Raw genomic sequence first — 18029 nt, 5'->3', positions numbered from 1 at the left:
CTCCCTCAGCTCGACAGGTGGTCAAGGATCTGCGGGCCGAGGTCCGTGACGTCGCCCGCTCCCATGGTGAGAACGAGATCGCCCGGCTTGGCCATTCCCGCGACGATCTCGGGGATCTGCGTCTTGTCGTGGGCGGCGGCGACATCGGCACCGGCCACCCGCGCCGCGTCGATGATCAGTGTGCTGGTGATGCCCGGAATCGGCTCTTCGCGGGCCGGGTAGATGTCGAGGACCACCGAGGCGTCGGCCAGGGCCAGGGCCTGGCCCATCTCCTTGCCCAGTTCCTGGGTGCGGGAGAACAGGTGGGGCTGGAAGACGACGAGGATCCGGGCGTCGCCGACCGCGCCGCGCATCGCTTCGAGGTCGGCGGTCATCTCGGTCGGGTGGTGCGCGTACGAGTCGACGACCTGGACGCCCGCGGCTTCGCCCTTGAGCTGGAGGCGGCGCTTGACCCCGGTGTACTTGCCGAGGGCGGAGGCCAGGTTGTGCGCCGGGATGCCGAGGGCGACACCGGCCGCCAGGGCGGCGACCGCGTTGAGGGCGTAGTGACGGCCGGGGACGGAGACGGTGAAGGTGAGGTACTTGCCGTTGAGGACGACCGTGACCTCGCTGGTCAGGCCGCGCGGGGTGATCTTGTGGACGCGTACGTCGGCCGACGCGGACTCGCCGTAGGTGACGACCTTCAGCGTGGACAGGTCACGGACCCGGGAGGTCAGCTCGACCGCGCCGGGCTGGTCGGCGCAGATCACCAGGGTGCCGCCGGGGACGATCTTGCCGACGAAGGTCTCGAAGGAGTCGTAGATCTCCTCCATCGAGGCGTAGTTGGCGTGGTGGTCCAACTCGACGTTGAGGACGACGGCGACCTCGGGGTCGTACTTCTGAAAACTGCGGTCGCTCTCGTCGGCCTCGGCGACGAAGATCTCGCCCGTGCCGTGCCGCGCGTTGGTGCCGGGTCCGGCCAGGTCGCCGCCGATCGCGTACGCGGGGTCGAGGGCCAGCTCGGTCAGGGCGACGGCGAGCATCGAGGTCGTGGTGGTCTTGCCGTGCGTACCCGCGACGGCGATGGAGCGCAGCCCCCGCATCAGCGAGGCGAGCGCGTCGGAGCGGTGAACGACGGGGATGGACAGCTCGGCCGCCCGGACCAGCTCCGGGTTGTCCTCGCGGATGGCGCTGGAGACGACGACGCAGGTGGCGTCGTCCGCCAGATGCGTGGCCGCGTGGCCGATGTGCACCGTCACGCCCAGCGCGCGCAGCGCCTCGGCGGTCGGGGACTCCCGGGAGTCGCTGCCCGCGACCTCGGATCCACGCTGGGCGAGGATCTTCGCGATGCCCGACATCCCGGCGCCGCCGATGCCGATGAAGTGCGGTCGGTCCATGGCGGCAGGGCTGTCGGGTGCCATACGGGTGTCTCCCAAGCTGTACGTGATAGGGGGTACCAGCCTATTCGCTGTGCGCGAAGAGTTTGAGCACCGGTACGCCGACCTTGTGACGGGCCCGTGAGGCCCAGTCCCGGTGGAAGAACTCCTCCACGTAGTGCGGCTCCGTGAGCACGATCACCTCGTCGGCCGACTTCTCCTCGACCACGGAGGTCAGCAGGTCCAGCGGGTGGCTCTCGACGACCTGCCCGTCCGCCTCGCAGCCCTTGTCCCGCAGGCCTGCCAGGGACTGCTTGAGTGCTGCCTCCGCCAGGACCTTCGCGTCCACGCCCTCGGGTACCTCTCCCTCGCGCCCCGCCTCGTCCAGCTCGCCCATCGCCACGTCGTCGAGGGCGCGGAGCAGGACATCGGCCTGGTCACCGCGGGGCTGCATCAGTACGAAGAAGGCGACGGTCTCGTCCCCGTGCAGCGTGGTGACGAACTCCATGTCTTCGGACGACAGCGGCTTCTCGATCATCAATACGCTCGTGAACACCAAAGGAGCCCTTCTGCTGAAACCATCCTTCCCCGCGTTCGCACGGGGTCTGCGATCTAAGTCTGCCCAAAGAAGAGAAAGCGGAACGGCAGATTCCGCAGATTGTCAGATCCGAAGGTAACGGGCAAAAAGGAAACCGGCCTCTTCCAGGAGCGAAGCCAGTGCGAACCGTTCCGGCACCGCGAGCCCCGGACCGCCCGCGATCCGCTGGGCATCACCCGAGGTGAGCATCGGGGAGAGCGTCAGACACAGCTCGTCCAGCACTCCGGCCGCCACGAACTGGCCGAGCATCCGTGGCCCGCCCTCGGTCAGCAGCCGCCGGAAGCCCAGCGCGGCCAGTTCCCGCACCGCCCTGGCCGGGTCCACCGCGCTCGCGTCCCCGGCGATCACGACCTCCGCCCCGGCCCGCCGCGCCGCCCCGACGCGGTCCGCGGGAGCCCCCGCGCCGGTGATCACCAGGGTCGGTACCAGCGGAGCGGTGAACAGCGGGAGCGAGAAGTCCAGGTCCAGGCTCGCGCTCACCACGGCGATCGCGGGCGCGGGGCCCTGCCCGGCCGCCGCCCGCCGCTCGGCGAAGGCCTCCCGTGCGCGGGCCGGGCGGTAGCCCTCCAGACGTACCGTTTCCGCACCCACCACGACCACGTCGGCCAGCGCCCGCAGGGTGCCGAAGATCCGCATGTCCGTCTGGTTGGAGATCGCCTGGGAACGTCCCTCGTGCTGGGCCGCCCCGTCGAGCGAGGAGACCATGTTGGCGCGCAGCCAAGGCGCGTCCCCGGTGGCCGGCGGGGGGTACGCATAGGCCTCGGCCAGTTCGTCCAGGCTCCACTCGTGCGCGGCGGCCGTGCCGGACTGCGGGCCGGGGACGGGAGCGGGGACGGGTGTCGGGTCGGTCACAGGGAGCAGACGTCGCATGTCAGGAGTGTGGCACGGCGATGACGACCTCCCCCGGGGTAGGGAGAGGTCGTTAGAGTGGGGAACGTGTCGTCGCCCATAGCCGAAGTGGTCCCCCAGTCCCTGTGCGCCCGCGAGCCGCGCGTCCCGGCCGACCGTCTGGTCGCCGAGATGGTGCCGCCGCCGCGCTTCGATTCGGTCCGCTTCGATACGTACGTACCGGACCCGAACCAGCCCAGCCAGACCGAGGCGGTGACCGTGCTCAGCGGCTTCGCCGCCGGGCTCGGCGGGGCGACGGCGAGCGGCGCCGCCCGCAAGCGGTGGTTCGGCGGCCGGAAGCACCCCGCGCCCACCGGACCGCGCGGGGTCTACCTGGACGGCGGATACGGCGTCGGCAAGACCCACCTGCTGGCGTCCCTCTGGCACGCCACCCCCGCCCCACCCGAGCACAAGGCCTTCGGCACGTTCGTCGAGCTGACGAACCTGGTCGGCGCCCTCGGCTTCCAGCAGACCGTACAGACGCTGAGCGGCCACCGGCTGCTGTGCATCGACGAGTTCGAGCTGGACGACCCCGGTGACACCGTGCTGGTCTCGTCTCTGCTGAGCCGGCTGGTCGAGGCGGGGGTCGCGCTGGCCGCCACCTCCAACACGCTGCCCGGCAAGCTGGGCGAGGGCCGGTTCGCCGCCGCCGATTTCCTCCGGGAGATCCAGGGGCTCTCGGCGCACTTCAGGCCGCTGCGGATCGACGGCGAGGACTACCGCCACCGGGGTCTGCCCGAGGCTCCGGCCCCGTACGACGACGAGCAGGTCACCAAGGCCGCGTACGCCACCGAGGGCGCTTCGCTCGACGCGTTCCCCGCGCTGCTCGACCATGTCGCCCGGATCCACCCGAGCCGCTACGGCGCGCTCACCGAAGGCATCACCGCGGTCTGTCTCACCGATGTCCGGCCGGTGGCCGACCAGTCGACCGCCCTGCGGCTGGTGGTGCTCGCGGACCGGCTCTACGACCGGGAGGTACCGGTGCTCGCCTCCGGGCTCCCCTTCGACCAGCTCTTCAGTGACGAGATGCTGAACGGCGGATACCGGAAGAAGTACTTCCGGGCGATCTCCCGGCTGACGGCGCTGGCGCGCGACGCCAAGCCGCTGGTGGCCCAGTAGGTTGAGCTCACGCCACCAGAAGGGAATCAACATGGCCACCACGCGTGTCGCTCACACGGTCTGGGAAGGCGAGCTCATCAAGGGCTCGGGCACCGTCACGTTCGACACCTCAGGCATCGGCGACTACCCGGTCACCTGGGCTTCCCGCGCCGAGCAGGCGAACGGCAGGACCAGCCCGGAGGAGCTCATCGCGGCTGCCCACTCCAGCTGCTTCTCGATGGCCCTCTCGAACGGTCTGACCGGTGCGGGCAACCCGCCCGCCAAGCTGACCACCCAGGCGGAGGTCACCTTCCAGCCCGGCGAGGGCATCACCGGCATCCACCTCACGGTGCGCGGCGAGGTCCCGGGCCTCGACGCGGACGGCTTCACCGCCGCCGCCGAGGACGCCAAGGTCAACTGCCCGGTCAGCCAGGCGCTCACGGGTACGAAGATCACCCTCACCGCCACACTGGGCTGACCGCCCGCGTACGCCCGGCGACGCTTCCGCTCCCGGTCGCGGCGCCGTACACCTCGGGGCAGGCAGGACTTTCACGTCCTGGCGCCGCCCGCAGAACCGATCCCGGTGACCCGCACGCAGCGGTCACCGGGATCGGTGCGTCCGGTGGCCCCGGTCAGTCGGAACCGTCAGCCGGACCAGTCAGCCGGAGCAGGCGGTGCGGCCCGCTTCCTGCCACTCACAGACCGGGCAGAGCGTCGCACCGCGGGTGGACTCCGGGTACTCGGTCGGCTCGCGGCACAGCACGCACTCGGCGTACGGAGGGCCGCCCGGCGCGGGGGCGGGAGGCTCGGGCGTCTCGCAGTAGGACTCGTCCATGCGTACGAGCGTACTCAGCCCGGCGGTACGGCGGACCGGGGACCGGGCGGTACCCGGCGAAGCACCCGAACTCCCTCCGGACCGGCGCCACTTCAGATGTGAATCCTTGAATCGCAAGCCTTGACAGTGAACTTGGTCTAGTCCAATCTCGTGTCTGCACACCGTCAAGGTGTCGCCCCGGCCGACTCCCCTTCCCCGGTCCACCGCGCCTTGACGACGCCCCCCCACCGCCCCACTCACACCACTGTCATCACAGCCATCACTGCCATCGAAAGGACCGGATGATGATGCGTCGACGTCCCCCCACCTCGTCACGTCGCACGATCGCCCATTCCCGGATCGCGGCGAGCCTGGCCACGGCCGCACTCGCCGTCGCGGGATCCGCGCTCGCGGCCGTTCCCGCGTCGGCCGCACCGGCGGCGCCGCAGGCCGGTGCCGAGTTCGCGCCGTACACCGACATGTCCAACTCCCAGGAAGGGCTGCTGGACACCGCGATCACCCAGCACGGCGTCAAGACCTTCACCGCGGCGTTCGTCCTCGGCTCGGGATGCAACCAGATCTGGGGCGACACCCTGCCGGTCGGCAACGACTCCTACACCGACCCGCTGATCAGCAAGGCCAAGTCCGAGGGCGCGTCGGTCATCGTGTCCTCCGGTGGCGCCGCCGGCCTGCCGCTGGCCTGGAGCTGTTCGGACCAGAGCGCGATCAACGCCGGGTACCAGAAGATCATCGACTCCTACGGCCCCAGCTCGCTGGACTTCGACATCGAGGGCGCCGCCATCGCGGACACCGCTGCCGCGGCGCGGAACATGAGCGCGATGAAGACTCTCCAGGCGGCCGACCCCGGCCTGAAGTTCTCGGTCACGCTCCCCGTCCTGCCCGACGGGCTGACCGCCGACGGTGTCAACATCGTCAAGGCCGCCAAGGACGCGGGCGTCAAGATCGACGTCGTCAACATCATGACGATGGACTACTACCAGGGCTCCCAGGACATGGGACAGGCCGCCATCAGCGCGGCCAAGAACACCCTGGCCCAGATGCAGTCCGTCGACCCGGGCTACAGCTACGCCAACGTCGGCATCACTCCCATGATCGGCGTGAACGACGACGGTTCGGTCTTCACGACGGCCGACGCGTCGACCGTGAAGAGCTGGGCCGCCGGAAACGGCATCGGCAGGCTGTCGTACTGGTCGATCAACCGCGACCAGTCCTGCGGAGGTGCCGCTCTCACCGCATCGTCGACCTGTAGCGGTGTGTCGCAGAGCCCGCTGGCCTTCGCCGACATCTTCGGCTGATCCCGGAACCTTCGGCTGATCCCGGAACCGGAACTGCCCCGGTACTGCCAGACGCGCCTGGCAGTACCGGGGCAGCACCGGCTTCATCGGAACCGGTTCCCGTCGGAGCCGGTCCTTGCAGGTACCGATCCCCCCGTCAGAAGACGAACGGGCCAGGAGCCTGCGTCGAAGTGGCACTGCAGTTCGCGGTGACACCCAGGACGACGACCTTGAGTGATGTCGCGTTCAGGCTGTAACCGGAGGCGACCGTCCCGCTCAGCGGCCCGGTGGACACCGCGCTGCCCGCCGAGATGGCCGGGCTGCTGCTCCCACTGAACGTGACATTGCCGGAGCTGCCGTTGGCCATGGTGAGCGACGAACTGACCGAGCCCGCCGCGAGATCGATGGGACTGGTGATCGCCGACGTGGAGAGGTTGATGGTCGCCGCTGTCCCGTTCTGGGTTGCCGTGAGGGTCGCCGAACCCGAACCCCAGATTCCGCAGTTGAAGTTGAGCGTGGCCGTTGTCGGGGTCACCGCGCCCGCGAGGGGTGCCGTGACGAGTGCCCCGGCGACGATGGCGCCGAATCCGAGAGCCGCAGCGGCTCCATAGGTGCCGCGCTTGCCGAATTTCATGTGGGGGGTCCCTTCTGCTCTGAAGGACAAGGAAGAACCGTCATGTCCGGCAGCGACGACCGGTGAGCACACGTCGTCACATGCCGCCCGCCCCAGTACCCGTTCGGGACGCAGGCCGGTAACAACGCAGGCCACCGCGTTTCTGACGGACAGTCACTAGCTCGGTTCGCCCACCATTGATGCACGCACCCCTGAAGAGAACAAGAAAAGGTCCATGATTTCTTGACATGTCTGCGTCGAGATTCGGTGAAGACCCACAACGCGGGCCGGGAACTGGTACACGGCGCCCGGCACCCGCGCGGGCCCGCTCAGCCGCGCCGCGAGGCGAGCGCGCCCACCCCCGCCGCGACGCCGGCCCCGACCACCACCGCGAGGACCAGGGGGAGAACCGGTACGTGCACGGTCCCGGTCCGGGACCCCGAGACCAGGCCGTACACGGCGGAGCGGGCGGGCGAGCCACGGGTGACCAGCAGGAGGAGAGCGGCGAGCGCGGTGACGGCGGTCGACCAGCCCCGGCCGTGCAGCACCGGCCGGGTGAACAGCGCACCGGCGACCGCTCCGGTCAGCGCGCAGACCAGCACCGCGAGCAGCCCCGCGACGGCCGCGGGGAACAACGGGACCGTCACTCGGTGATCGTCGCTCGTCGGCGAACTGACCAAGGTGATCACCAGCGTTCCCGCACACCCGAGCAGGGCCGCGCACCCCGTCGCGACGCCCAGCGAGGCGAGGTGGACCCGCAGCGGACTCGTCGCGGCGGCGGCGCAGTCGCGGGCCGCGGCGGGTTCCTGGTTCAGACAGATCCGTACCAGCCAGGCCGTCGCAGGAAGCAGCGCGGCAGCGGCGTAACCGAGCGAATCCAGCACCGGGTCACCGCCCTGCGCACCGACCGCGAGGAAGATCCCGTACAGCAGGACGGGCGGGAGCCAGCGCTGGGAGCGCAGCAGCAGCGCGGCCTGGTAGCGGAGCAGTGCGGTCATCGTTCCTCGGCGGTGCGGGATGCGGGGGTTCCGGCGGTGCGGGACGGGGGAATTCCGGCGGTGCGGGATGCGGGGGTTCCGGAATCAGGGGTACGGGATCCGGCGCCGTGGACAGCGCGGATGTGCCAGGGCGGCCGGGCCGTGAGCAGGGCGCGCAGCAGGGCGTCGGAGTGTGCGGCGGGGACCGTGAGCACGCTGGAGTCCGTGCCGGTCTCGCACACCGGGGAACCGGGCAGCCGGGCCGGGAGCGCGGAGCCCGGCGGACCTGCGGCCTCGATCCGGACCGTCGGCCCGGACGTCTCCGGCGGCGCTCCGACCCGTACGAGCGCGCCGTCCGTCACCCGCAGCCCCAGGTCGACCGCGTCCGCGAGCCGCTGCGGATCGTGATCGACGAAGACCACCGTCGCGCCCGTACCGATCCGCTCGGCGACCGCGCGGTCGAGTTCCGCCCTGGCCCTCGTGTCAAGACCGGTCCAGGCCTCGTCGAGGATCAGCAACTCCGGCTCCGCCAGCAGCGCCTGGGCGACCGCGACCTTCTGGCTGGTGCCCTTGGAGAGTTCGGCGAGAGGGGTACGGGCATGGCCCGCGGCGCCGAAGCGCTCCAGCCACTCCGCGGCACGGGCCGCGGCGGTGGCCCGCCGCAGACCGTGGATCCGGCCGAGGTGGACGAGGTAGCCCAGGGCGGTGAAGGGCAGCGCGGCCGGGAAACGCTCGGGTACGTAGGCGGTGCGCGGGCGCCCGGTGATCCGGCCCGTCGTCGGGGCGTCGATCCCGGCGAGCAGCCGGAGCAGGGTGGACTTTCCGCTGCCGTTGCGCCCCTCGATCCGGACCAGGGACCGCGCGGGCAGATCGAGATCCACCGCACGCAGCACCCAGGGCCCGCCGAGGCCGTAGCGGCGGCCGACCTGTCGCAGCGTCAGTGCCGCCGCAGCGTCGCCGGTCAATGCTGCTGCATCTTCTCCGGCTTGGCCTCGCTGGGCCTGACGATCACGAACCCCTCGCCCTGGAGCATCAGTTGGACGGCCTCGCCGGAGCCGCCGCGGATCATGGAACCTATCGACTGCGAGCGGTGCAGCGAGGTCTGGAGATGCGCGGACCAGCCGACGACCGCGTCGGTGTCGACGTACACCGGCTGCTGCGGGGTGACGGGGATGACTATGGGGTTGCCCTCGCAGATCAGGCCGAGTTTGCCGTATCCGCTGAAGAGGCTGTTGAAGAGCCCGCCGCCGGCGATGCCGGAGCCCTTCACCGTCTTGATCTCGTACGAGAGCGTGGAGTCGAAGCACAGGACGTTGCGGCCGTTGATGGTCAACTGGTCGCCCTGCTCGACGTCGACGATGAAGCAGTTCGCCGCCTCGTGCGCGAACCACGCCTCGCCCTGGCCGGTGACGGACATCAGGGGCAGCCCCTCGCCGGTGACGGCGCGCTTGAGGAGCCCGCCGATGCCCTGGCCCTTGCGTTCGAACTGCAGGTTCCCGCGGAAGGCGATCATCGCGCCCTGCCGCGCGAGCATGTCACCGTTGACGGCGTACTTGATCGATTTGGCGTTCTGCAGGGTCATCCCGGGGGCGGTCGCCTGCTGCGCCATGTTCTCGGTCTGGAAAAGATCGCTCTTCATGTCGGGCATCCTCACCCGGAAGGTTCCCCTCCGCCAAGAAGCGGCTGCGCGCAGGCTGGCAAACTGGGGCAGGTGAGCAGCAATGACAGTCCCTTCCGCGCGGAGCCGACGGCACGCGACGAGGCCCCGCAGTTCGTCCTCCCGCTGGTGGTGCACATCGAGAAGACCGATCCCCCGGCCCGTACCGACGCCCTGGAGACGGCGGCGCGTGCGGTGCTGGTGATGCTGTCGGACGAACGCTCGCTGGGCGACGGCGAGTGGGCGCAGGTGATGCGCGACTGGCAGGACGCCCGGATCCGCAAGGTGGTGCGGCGGGCGCGCGGCGCGGAGTGGCGCAAGGCGTCGGCCCTGCCCGGCAACACGGTCACCGGGACCACCGCGGAGGTACGGGTCTTCCCCCCGGTCCCCCTGGACGGCTGGCCGAAGGTGCTGGCGAAGCTCCAGGTAAGCGGCACGGACCTGGACGAACCGGAGGCGCCGCCCGCCCCGGATCCCACGGCGCCGGTGCTCTGGCTCAACCCCGACCTGGACATGTCGGCGGGCAAGACGATGGCCCAGACCGGCCACGGGGCGCAGCTCGCCTGGTGGGAACTGCCGGACGCGGAGCGCGAGGCGTGGCGGTCGGCCGGCTTCCCGCTCTCGGTACGTACGGCGGAGGCCGCCCGCTGGAAGGAACTCACCGCGAGCGGGCTGCCGGTGGTGTTCGATGCGGGATTCACCGAGATCGCGCCCGGGGAAACCGTTGCAGTCGAAGGGGGCAGCCGCTACTGTCCGCTCCCCGGCAAGCGCCGACCGTAACCGGCCGCTCCGTCGAACTCGCCCTACTCGGTGGTTCGCCGCGAAGAGTAGGGTGCAAGAGCGCTCTGACCTCGTGTTCATCGGCACCGGCTCAGACCCGAACCTCTTCGCGGGCGTCGACGAAGAACGGCCCGGCGATCCCTGGGCGGAGACAGTGAAGGACGCCGACGCGTCGGCGTCCTGGGGCGGCAGTCGGATCGCCGTAACGACGGTCCTGGCCGACCGGATCCACGGCGTGCGGGAGCCGCACCCCGGAGCACTGCGGAAGATCCGGTATCACGTCGGACACCACACAGTTGGCGACCGACCTCGACGACAGGAGCTATTTTTTCATGACCGGCACCATAGTCCGCACGGGTCACGGCCCGGTGCGAGGAGAGCACCGCACCGACGGCACCTTCCGCTTCCTCGGCATTCCCTACGCCCAGCCTCCGGTGGGTGAACTGAGGTTCGCAGCTCCGGTTCCGCCGGTCTCGTGGACGGAGCCGTTGGATGCCACGGCGTACGGACCGACGGCGCAGCGCCGCGCCTTCGCGGAGGTCACCACGATTCCGGAACCCTCGATCCCAGGTGAGGGAGTGCTGAACCTCAATGTGTTCACCCCGGCCGCAGACCCGGAATCGGCTCTGCCGGTCCTCGTCTGGATCCACGGGGGTGGTTACGTGGCCGGATCGGCGGCCAGCCCGTGGTACGACGGAGCGGCGTTCAACCGGGACGACGTGGTACTGGTGACCATCGGCTACCGACTGGGAATCGAGGGCTTCCTGCCGCTGGAGGACGCCCCCGCCAACAGGGGAGTCCGGGACTGGATCGCAGCACTGGAGTGGGTACGGGACAACATCACGGCGTTCGGGGGCGATCCGGCCAAGGTGACCATCGCCGGACAGTCCGCAGGCGGTGGCGCCGTCCAGACGCTGCTCGCGGTTCCGTCCGCCCAAGGCCTCTTCCGGGCCGCTCTCTCGGTCTCCGGAGCAGTCGTACAGCCCCAGGGCAGGGACGTCGCCGAGAAACTGTCGGCGCACTTCACCTCCCGTACCGGCGTCCCGGCCACCGCCGCCGCCCTGCGTGATCTGAGCGACGACGACCTCCTCGATCTCCAGGACCAGTTCTGCAAGCCGGGTCCCGGTAGCGAAGCGCTGCCGATGCTGCTCCTCACCCCCTATGTGGACGGCGAGCTCGTCCCCGAGCCGGTGTACGAGGCACTCGTCGACGGCGAGGCCGGTGCGGACATTCCGTTGGTGCTGGGCTTCACCGCCCACGAGTTCCACCTGGCCCAGCCCCCGGAGCTGGGTGCGGCTCTCACGGACACGTTGTTCCGTACTCCCGGCCTCGCGATTGCCGAGGCACGCGCCCACGCAGGCCGCCCGACCTGGCTGTACCAGTTCGAATGGCAGGCCACCGCGCCTGGTTTCGAGGGTCTGGCACACCACTGCATCGACCTCCCCTTCGCCTTCGACGTCCTGAACGCTCCGGGTGTCTCCGAGGCCCTTGGCAACCACCCGCCTCAGACACTCGCCGATGCCCTCCACGAGTCCTGGGTGCGGTTCGTCCGCGACCTCGACCCGTCCTGGCCGAGCTACACCACCGACACCCGCGCGACCCGGATCTGGTCCGCCGAACCCCGTGTCGCGCACGACCTCCTGCGCGAACTCCGGGAGAGCTGACATCCGCCTGACGGAGCCGGCCCTTCAGGGCCTGTCCGTTACCGGCCACGGACAGGCCGACTCCGTCCTCCCCAGCTGCCTTCCCTGGCCGGTTCAGCGTCCGTGGGCGGAGGCGCTCGCGGGCGGCACCGGGCGGGTGCTCGCCGGAGGCGCCTGACGCGGGTCGCTGCCCCAGCTCTTGTCGGGTCGGGGGCCCATCGTCAGGCTCAGTCGGCCGCCGTCCACGATTTCCTGGTGAGTGAGCCATGCCCGGTTCAGCGGACGGCCGTTGAGCCGCGCGGACCTGATGTACAGGTTCTCCGCCGAGTTGTCCCGCGCCTCCACCGTGAACCGGGTCCCGCGGCTCGTGGTGATCACGGCCTCGTCGAAGAGAGGGCTCCCCAGCGCGTACACGCCGCCGGCCGGGGCGACGGGGTAGAAACCGGCCGCGGCCAGCACGTACCACGCGGACATCTGGCCGCAGTCGTCGTTGCCCGCGAGACCGGCCGGCCCCGTGCCGTACGCGTACTCGCACACGTACCGTGACCATTTCTGGGTCAGCCACGGAGCGCCCGCGTAGACGAACATGAACGCCATCTGGTGCACCGGCTCGTTGGAGTGGTTGTACGCGTCGTTCCACTTCATCATCAGCTCGGGCGGCGTGCGTTCGAACATGCCGTTGAGCCGCTCGACGAAGGCGTCCCGGCCGCCGAGCAGGCCGATCAGCCCCGGCACGTCGTGCGGCACGAACCAGCCCTGCTGGTCCGGGTTGGACTCGATGCAGCCGTCCTGGTCGCCCATCCACGAGCCGTCCGCGTTCCTGCCGCGGAACCAGCCGGCCTCCGGGCTGAAGAGGTTGCGGTAGTTCTTCGCGGTGCCGTCCAGCCTGCGCGCGTCGCCGTGCCGGCCCAGCGCCTCGGCGAACCGTGCGAGGGCATAGTCGGAGTAGCTGTTCTCAAGCGTCTTGGACAGGCTGGTGTCCACGCACCAGCCGAGCGTGGTCCAGTTCTGGAAGTCGTTGCGGTTGGACTTCTCGGCCGGCCCGAGCGCCACGTCGCGGCAGTAGGCGTAGGCCTTCTCCGCGTCGAAGCCGCGGATGCCCTTGGTGTACGCCTCGGCGATGATGTTCACCGCCGGGTCGCCGACCATCGTGTCGGTGTCCGTGCCCAGCAGTTCCCAGCGGGCCAGGCCCTTCACCCTGCCGGAGTCGGTCAGCGCCAGCAGGGTGTTGATCTGGTCGGCGACCGTCTGCTCGTCGATGAGCGTCAGCAACGGGAATTCGCCGCGGAAGACGTCCCAGCCGCTGAAGACGGTTCGCTGGGCGAACCCGTCGTGCCGGACCGGGCCGTCGCCGAAGCGGGAGGCGCCGTCGGCGTCGCTGGAGATCCGCGGGTCGATCATGGTGTGGTACAGCGCGGAGTAGAAGATCTCCCGCTGGGTGGCGGTCCCGCCCTTGACCGAGATCCGGCCGAGCGCCTCCGACCAGGCGTCCCGCGCCCGCTGCTCGGCCCGGTCGAAGTCCCAGTCCGGCAGGGAGGATTCGAGGTTCCCGCGGGCTCCGGCCACGCTGACGAACGAGACTCCGGCCTTGAGGCGCACCTGCTGACCGGCCCGCACGGGGAACTCCGCGAAGAACCCGGCGCTGTCGCTCGCACTGGACTGCTCGGTCGCCGAGCGGGAGACCGTGTCCCCGTCCCAGGTGCCGAAGGCGGTCAGCGGGTCCTGGAAGCGGAGGCAGAAGTACACGGTGTACGTGGGCCCGTTGCCACAGATCCAGCCACCGCCCGAGCGGTCGGCCCGCATCGAGCCCTCGACGGTGTGCGCGTCCACCATCCGCAGATCCTGTGCCACGCTGTGTGAACCGTCGAAGCCGATCCGCCGGGCCAGATCGACCTTGATCCGGCCGAGGCCCGCCTCGGCGAAGGTGAAGCGGATCATGCCCGCCCGGCGCGCCGCGGTGAGTTCGGCCCGCACCCCGTAGCGGTCGAGGTCCACCGCGTAGTAGCCGGCCCGCGCGGTCTCGGTCTCCTTGCGGTACGGGCTCTTCGCCGCGTCCCGCCCGGTGACCAACTCCCCGGTCTGCGGCATGACTTGGAGGTTGCCCAGATCGCCGTAACAGCCGACTCCGCCGAGGTGGAGGAAGCTGAAGCCCTCGATGGTCGTCATGTCGGCCGAGTAGCCGCTGCCGTTGTCACCGCCACTGACCGTGTCCGGGCTCAACTGCACCATGCCGAACGGAGTGTCGGCGCCGGGAAACGTCTTGCCGCAGGCGGTGTCGGGCGAGGTGGTCAGGGCGCCGATCAGCGGGTCGACGAGGTCCACCGGCGCGATGGCCTGACGGACGGTGCCGGCCGCCTGCGCCACGGTGCGGGCCGCGGCGCCGCCCGGTGTCGCGGCCGGTACGGCAGCGGCTGCCGGCACCGCGCCGGCGGCGCCGGCGACACCGAGGGCAGCGACACCCGTACCGGCCAGGAAGGTGCGTCGGGTGAGCGGACGTCTGGGCTCGGTCATGACGGTCTCCCGGAGGCAGGGGCGAAGAGGGGCGGCGGTGCCGGAGCGCTCACTATCTGACAACGTTGTCAAGAGTGGGTTCATTTTGGGCCGCGAACGCGGGAGCGTCAAGGGGCAGGCGGGCGCAACCCCCTGCGGGACGCTGCGGAGTACGGGGCTCGTCCAGCCCCGTACTCCTGCGCTACCAGGTCCGACCGACGCCCGCCGCGATCAGCAGCAGCACCACGGCGAACGCGGCCGGCGCGTCGCGCTCAGGATCGCGACGGCGCTCGGCGCCCACGTCATGGCATGACGTGGCATGGCGTGGCGTGGCACGTCATGGCGTGGCACGTCATGGCAGGGCAGTCGAATCAGCTGCTGCAGCATGCGTCGCCGTCAAGGGCGTCACTCTTGCCCATCCGGTCGGCGTCGGCCTTGACCACGTAGACCTCCCACGGCTCCTTCCCGGGGCCGTGCACCCATACCTTGTCCTGCACGGCGTAGCAGCACGAGGTGTCGTTCTCCTCGAACGTGGCGAGGCCCGCCTCCTCGAGGCGGCCGGTTGCGGCTGCGACCTGGTCCGTGGAGTCGACCTCTACGCCGAGGTGGTCGAGGCGGGTTTCCTGTCCGGGCTCGCCCTCGATCAACACGAGCTTGAGCGGCGGCTCGGCAATGGCGAAGTTGGCGTATCCCTCGCGTCGTTTGGCCGGTTCGGTGCCGAACAGCTTCGAGTAGAAGGTGACCGACGCTTCGAGGTCGCTGACGCGCAGGGCGAGCTGTGCACGGGACATGGTGGTGACTCCGATCGGTTGTAGTGACGTCTGACCGCATCGACATCTGACCGCGGGCATCCGTCTGCATCGCCATCCGCCCGCACGGGCATCCGTCTGCAAGAACGTCTGCCTGCATTGATGCTTGTCGATTCAAGGTTGCATCTTGGATCGAAGAACGTCAACATAGAAGCATGTCGAAACAAGAGCGTGCAGTGCTCGGCCAGACCGACGGGACCGGCCCCTGCTGTCCCGGGCTGCTGGCCGCTCCCCTCGGTGAGGGGCAGGCCGTGGAGCTGGCAAAGGTGTTCAAGGCGCTGGGCGACCCGGTGCGCCTGCGCCTTCTCTCGATGATCGCCTCGCGCGCCGGCGGCGAGGTCTGCGTCTGCGACCTGACCCCGGCCTTCGACCTGTCGCAGCCGACGATCTCGCACCACCTCAAACTGCTTCGGCAGGCCGGGCTCATCGACTGCGAGCGGCGCGGCACCTGGGTCTACTACTGGCTGCTGCCCGAGATGACCGACCGTCTCGCCGCCGTCCTGACGCGTCCCGCCGGCGAGACCCTGCCCGCCGCGCCCGCCGAGGCGACCTCGTGAGCGCCGCACCCGAGCAGCCGGTCGTCGGCCGACTGTCCTTCCTCGACCGGTACCTCGCCGTGTGGATTCTCGCCGCGATGGCGCTCGGCCTCGGTCTCGGCCGCGTCGTGCCGGGCCTCGGGAACGCGCTCGCCGAGGTCACCGTGACCGGTGTATCGCTGCCCATCGCGCTCGGCCTGCTCGTGATGATGTACCCGGTCCTCGCCAAGGTGCGTTACGACCGGCTCGACACCGTCACCCGCGACCGGCGCCTCCTGCTTCCCTCGCTACTGCTGAACTGGATCGTCGGCCCGGCGCTCATGTTCGCGTTGGCGTGGCTGTTCCTGCCCGACCTGCCCGAGTACCGCACGGGCCTGATCATCGTGGGGCTGGCGCGGTGTATCGCCATGGTGATCATCTGGAACGACCTGGCCTGCGGTGACCGTGAGGCCGCCGCCGTACTGGTGGCGCTGAACTCGGTGTTCCAGGTCATCGCGTTCTCGGCCCTCGGCTGGTTCTACCTGTCCGTGCTGCCCGGCTGGCTCGGTCTCGAACAGGCCGGCCTCGACGTGTCCGTGTGGGAGATCACCCGGAGCGTGCTGATCTTCCTGGGCATCCCGCTCGCCGCCGGGTACCTCACGCGCCGGATCGGCGAGAAGGCCAAGGGCCGTACCTGGTACGAGGCGCGGCTGATCCCGCGGATCGGGCCGTTCGCGCTGTACGGGCTGCTGTTCACGATCGTTGTGCTGTTCGCACTGCAGGGCGACGCGATCACCTCTCAGCCGCTCGACGTCGTCCGCATCGCACTGCCGCTGCTCGTGTACTTCGCGGTCATGTGGGCCGGTTCGATGGCGGTCGGCCGCGCCGTGGGGCTCGGCCACCCGCGCGCGACGACGCTCGCCTTCACCGCCGCGGGCAACAACTTCGAGCTGGCGATCGCGGTGGCCATCGCCACGTTCGGCGCCACTTCCGGTCAGGCCCTCGCGGGCGTGGTCGGACCACTCATCGAGGTGCCGGTGCTGATCGGCCTCGTCCACGTCGCGCTGTACGCCCGCCGCTACTTCACCGCCCCCGCACCTCTGACCGAGGAGGACCCCGCCCATGTCTGACGCCGCTCTCCCCTCCGTACTGTTCGTCTGCGTCCACAACGCCGGCCGTTCCCAGATGGCCGCCGCGTTCCTCACCCACCTCGCGGGCGACCGCGTAGAGGTACGGTCCGCCGGGTCCGCCCCCGCCGACGCGGTGAACCCGTCCGTCGTCGAGGCGATGGCCGAGGTGGGCGTCGACGTCTCGGCCGAGGTGCCGAAAGTGCTCACCGTCGAGGCCGTACAGGCGTCCGACGTCGTGATCACGATGGGCTGCGGCGACGCCTGCCCCGTCTTCCCCGGAAAGCAGTACCTCGACTGGCAGTTGCCCGACCCCGCCGGGCAGGGCGTCCGAGCCGTACGCCCCATCCGTGACGAGATCAGGGCGAGGATCGAAGCGCTGATCGCACACGTGCTGGGCTCTCAGGGCACGGCACCCCCGTCGGCCGACGGGGCGCGAAACGGCAGCGCGCGAAACGACGGGGCGTGACACGGCGGGGCGTGAACGGCGCGGCCCGTGTCAGGATGCCAGGCATGTCCGGTCGCGCGCTGAGCTTCGGAGTGATGGCGGAAGCCTTCGAACGGTTCCGGCCGGGGTATCCCGTGGAGCTCTTCGACATGGTGACGGCCTACGCGGCTCAGCCGGTTCGAACTGCCCTTGAAATTGGCGCGGGGACCGGCAAGGCGACCCGCCTGTTCGCCCAGCAGGGCGTCACGGTCACCGCGACCGAGCCCGACGGGGCCATGCTCGCCGAACTGCGCAAGCATGTGCCGGCAGGCGTCAGGACGGTGCGAGCCGCCTTCGAGGACGTGCCACCGGGCGAGAGGTACGAACTGGTCTACGCGGCAGCAGCGTTGCACTGGACCGCCCCGGAGAGCCGGTGGTCGCACATGGCCTCACTGCTCGAACCGGGCGGGGTGTTCGCCTCGTTCGCCGGGCCGGTCCAGCTGGCCGACCCGGCCGTGGAGGAAGCCGTCCGCACTGCCCGGGCGCCGTTCCTGGACAGCGACGAGGTCCCGTCCCCGGACGGGACACCTCCGGGGCATCACCTGCAGTGGCCGGGTACGGAGCTGCAACGGTCCGAGTGGTTCACCGACGTCCAACAGTCCGTGATCGAACGGCACTTGACGATGAGTGCGCGCGACTTCGTCGGCCACCTCTCGACCGTCTCGGCCTACCTCGTGCTGCCCGCCCCGGTGCAGGAACAGGTATTCAGCGAGATCCTTCAGGTCCTTCCCGGGACGGTCGAGCTCGCCGCCGACATCACCGTCCATCTCGCGCGTCGGTGTGACGAGCCGTAACACCCGGAACACCGCTTGCCGGACACCGGGTCACGGCCCCGGACGGCGAGCACCCTGGCGACGGCGGCCGGGGGACGGCTGCCGTCGCC

Annotated in this window: 19 protein-coding genes; 9 read left to right on the top strand and 10 right to left on the bottom strand. The window is 70.2% G+C overall.

The features are described from left to right. Nucleotides 1-5: 5 nt before the first annotated feature. The 3 genes from murC to OG709_RS28960 all read right to left on the bottom strand — a co-directional run bounded on the left by murC (nucleotide 6) and on the right by OG709_RS28960 (nucleotide 2823). Nucleotides 6-1400, bottom strand: coding sequence for a UDP-N-acetylmuramate--L-alanine ligase (gene murC, locus OG709_RS28970; RefSeq protein WP_266640179.1), 1395 nt, complete (start codon nucleotides 1398-1400; stop codon nucleotides 6-8). Between the two features lie 40 nt (nucleotides 1401-1440). After that, a complete protein-coding gene (locus OG709_RS28965) occupies nucleotides 1441-1911 on the bottom strand; it encodes an indole-3-glycerol phosphate synthase (RefSeq protein ID WP_250305636.1) in 471 nt (156 codons plus the stop codon). Between the two features lie 105 nt (nucleotides 1912-2016). Next, nucleotides 2017-2823, bottom strand: a complete 807-nt coding sequence (locus tag OG709_RS28960; RefSeq protein WP_329168134.1) for a pyrimidine reductase family protein — start codon at nucleotides 2821-2823, stop codon at nucleotides 2017-2019. Between the two features lie 66 nt (nucleotides 2824-2889). Between OG709_RS28960 and zapE the strand changes: the two genes are divergently transcribed. Together zapE and OG709_RS28950 are read left to right on the top strand one after the other, a co-directional pair. After that, entirely contained in the window at nucleotides 2890-3960 is a 1071-nt protein-coding gene (zapE, locus tag OG709_RS28955; RefSeq protein WP_250305638.1) for a cell division protein ZapE, read from the top strand. Between the two features lie 31 nt (nucleotides 3961-3991). Further along, nucleotides 3992-4417 carry an OsmC family protein gene (locus OG709_RS28950; protein ID WP_250305639.1) on the top strand — a complete coding sequence of 142 codons (426 nt, stop codon included), beginning with the start codon at nucleotides 3992-3994 and terminating at the stop codon, nucleotides 4415-4417. A 180-nt stretch (nucleotides 4418-4597) separates the two neighbouring features. Here the strand turns inward: OG709_RS28950 and OG709_RS28945 are convergent, their stop codons facing one another. Further along, a complete protein-coding gene (locus tag OG709_RS28945; RefSeq protein WP_250305640.1) occupies nucleotides 4598-4774 on the bottom strand; it encodes a hypothetical protein in 177 nt (58 codons plus the stop codon). Nucleotides 4775-5061: 287 nt separating this feature from the next. On the opposite strand from OG709_RS28945, the gene OG709_RS28940 reads away from it, so the two are divergent. Then, entirely contained in the window at nucleotides 5062-6069 is a 1008-nt protein-coding gene (locus OG709_RS28940) for a chitinase (protein WP_250305641.1), read from the top strand. Nucleotides 6070-6205: 136 nt separating this feature from the next. Here OG709_RS28940 and OG709_RS28935 read toward each other — a convergent pair whose 3' ends face one another. The 4 genes from OG709_RS28935 to OG709_RS28920 form a co-directional block, all read right to left on the bottom strand. Continuing rightward, nucleotides 6206-6682, bottom strand: coding sequence for a hypothetical protein (locus tag OG709_RS28935; protein ID WP_250305642.1), 477 nt, complete (start codon nucleotides 6680-6682; stop codon nucleotides 6206-6208). A gap of 308 nt (nucleotides 6683-6990) precedes the next feature. Then, entirely contained in the window at nucleotides 6991-7659 is a 669-nt protein-coding gene (locus tag OG709_RS28930) for an ABC transporter (protein WP_329168132.1), read from the bottom strand. Further along, a complete protein-coding gene (locus OG709_RS28925) occupies nucleotides 7656-8603 on the bottom strand; it encodes an ATP-binding cassette domain-containing protein (RefSeq protein ID WP_443068556.1) in 948 nt (315 codons plus the stop codon). Before OG709_RS28925 ends, OG709_RS28930 begins: the two co-directional genes overlap by 4 nt. After that, nucleotides 8600-9277: an AIM24 family protein gene (locus tag OG709_RS28920; RefSeq protein WP_250305644.1), complete on the bottom strand. Its 678-nt coding sequence runs from the start codon at nucleotides 9275-9277 to the stop codon at nucleotides 8600-8602. Before OG709_RS28920 ends, OG709_RS28925 begins: the two co-directional genes overlap by 4 nt. A 72-nt stretch (nucleotides 9278-9349) precedes the next feature. Here OG709_RS28920 and OG709_RS28915 point away from each other — a divergent pair, with 72 nt between their 5' ends. Together OG709_RS28915 and OG709_RS28910 are read left to right on the top strand one after the other, a co-directional pair. Continuing rightward, nucleotides 9350-10075, top strand: coding sequence for a peptidyl-tRNA hydrolase (locus tag OG709_RS28915; RefSeq protein ID WP_329168130.1), 726 nt, complete (start codon nucleotides 9350-9352; stop codon nucleotides 10073-10075). 332 nt (nucleotides 10076-10407) lie between these two features. Further along, complete coding sequence (locus OG709_RS28910) at nucleotides 10408-11739, top strand: carboxylesterase/lipase family protein (protein ID WP_326693785.1); 1332 nt, start codon at nucleotides 10408-10410, stop codon at nucleotides 11737-11739. A 93-nt stretch (nucleotides 11740-11832) separates the two neighbouring features. Here the strand turns inward: OG709_RS28910 and OG709_RS28905 are convergent, their stop codons facing one another. Continuing rightward, nucleotides 11833-14229, bottom strand: coding sequence for a GH92 family glycosyl hydrolase (locus OG709_RS28905; RefSeq protein ID WP_329168128.1), 2397 nt, complete (start codon nucleotides 14227-14229; stop codon nucleotides 11833-11835). A 350-nt stretch (nucleotides 14230-14579) separates the two neighbouring features. Next, nucleotides 14580-14999 carry an ArsI/CadI family heavy metal resistance metalloenzyme gene (locus tag OG709_RS28900; RefSeq protein ID WP_250305648.1) on the bottom strand — a complete coding sequence of 140 codons (420 nt, stop codon included), beginning with the start codon at nucleotides 14997-14999 and terminating at the stop codon, nucleotides 14580-14582. A gap of 173 nt (nucleotides 15000-15172) precedes the next feature. Between OG709_RS28900 and OG709_RS28895 the strand changes: the two genes are divergently transcribed. The 4 genes from OG709_RS28895 to OG709_RS28880 are packed head-to-tail and all read left to right on the top strand — an operon-like array spanning nucleotide 15173 to nucleotide 17940. Then, nucleotides 15173-15574: an ArsR/SmtB family transcription factor gene (locus tag OG709_RS28895; RefSeq protein ID WP_250305649.1), complete on the top strand. Its 402-nt coding sequence runs from the start codon at nucleotides 15173-15175 to the stop codon at nucleotides 15572-15574. Further along, nucleotides 15571-16662: an ACR3 family arsenite efflux transporter gene (gene arsB / locus OG709_RS28890; RefSeq protein WP_266640198.1), complete on the top strand. Its 1092-nt coding sequence runs from the start codon at nucleotides 15571-15573 to the stop codon at nucleotides 16660-16662. Before OG709_RS28895 ends, arsB begins: the two co-directional genes overlap by 4 nt. Then, nucleotides 16655-17128 (top strand): arsenate reductase ArsC, encoded by a 474-nt coding sequence (locus tag OG709_RS28885; protein ID WP_329168125.1) that lies wholly within the window; start codon nucleotides 16655-16657, stop codon nucleotides 17126-17128. Before arsB ends, OG709_RS28885 begins: the two co-directional genes overlap by 8 nt. A gap of 44 nt (nucleotides 17129-17172) precedes the next feature. After that, nucleotides 17173-17940 (top strand): class I SAM-dependent methyltransferase, encoded by a 768-nt coding sequence (locus tag OG709_RS28880; protein ID WP_329168124.1) that lies wholly within the window; start codon nucleotides 17173-17175, stop codon nucleotides 17938-17940. The last annotated feature ends 89 nt before the right edge of the window (nucleotides 17941-18029 follow it).

Source organism: Streptomyces sp. NBC_01267 (assembly GCF_036241575.1).
Classification (GTDB): Bacteria; Actinomycetota; Actinomycetes; order Streptomycetales; family Streptomycetaceae; genus Streptomyces.
This window is presented reverse-complemented; position numbering and strand designations above follow the sequence as displayed.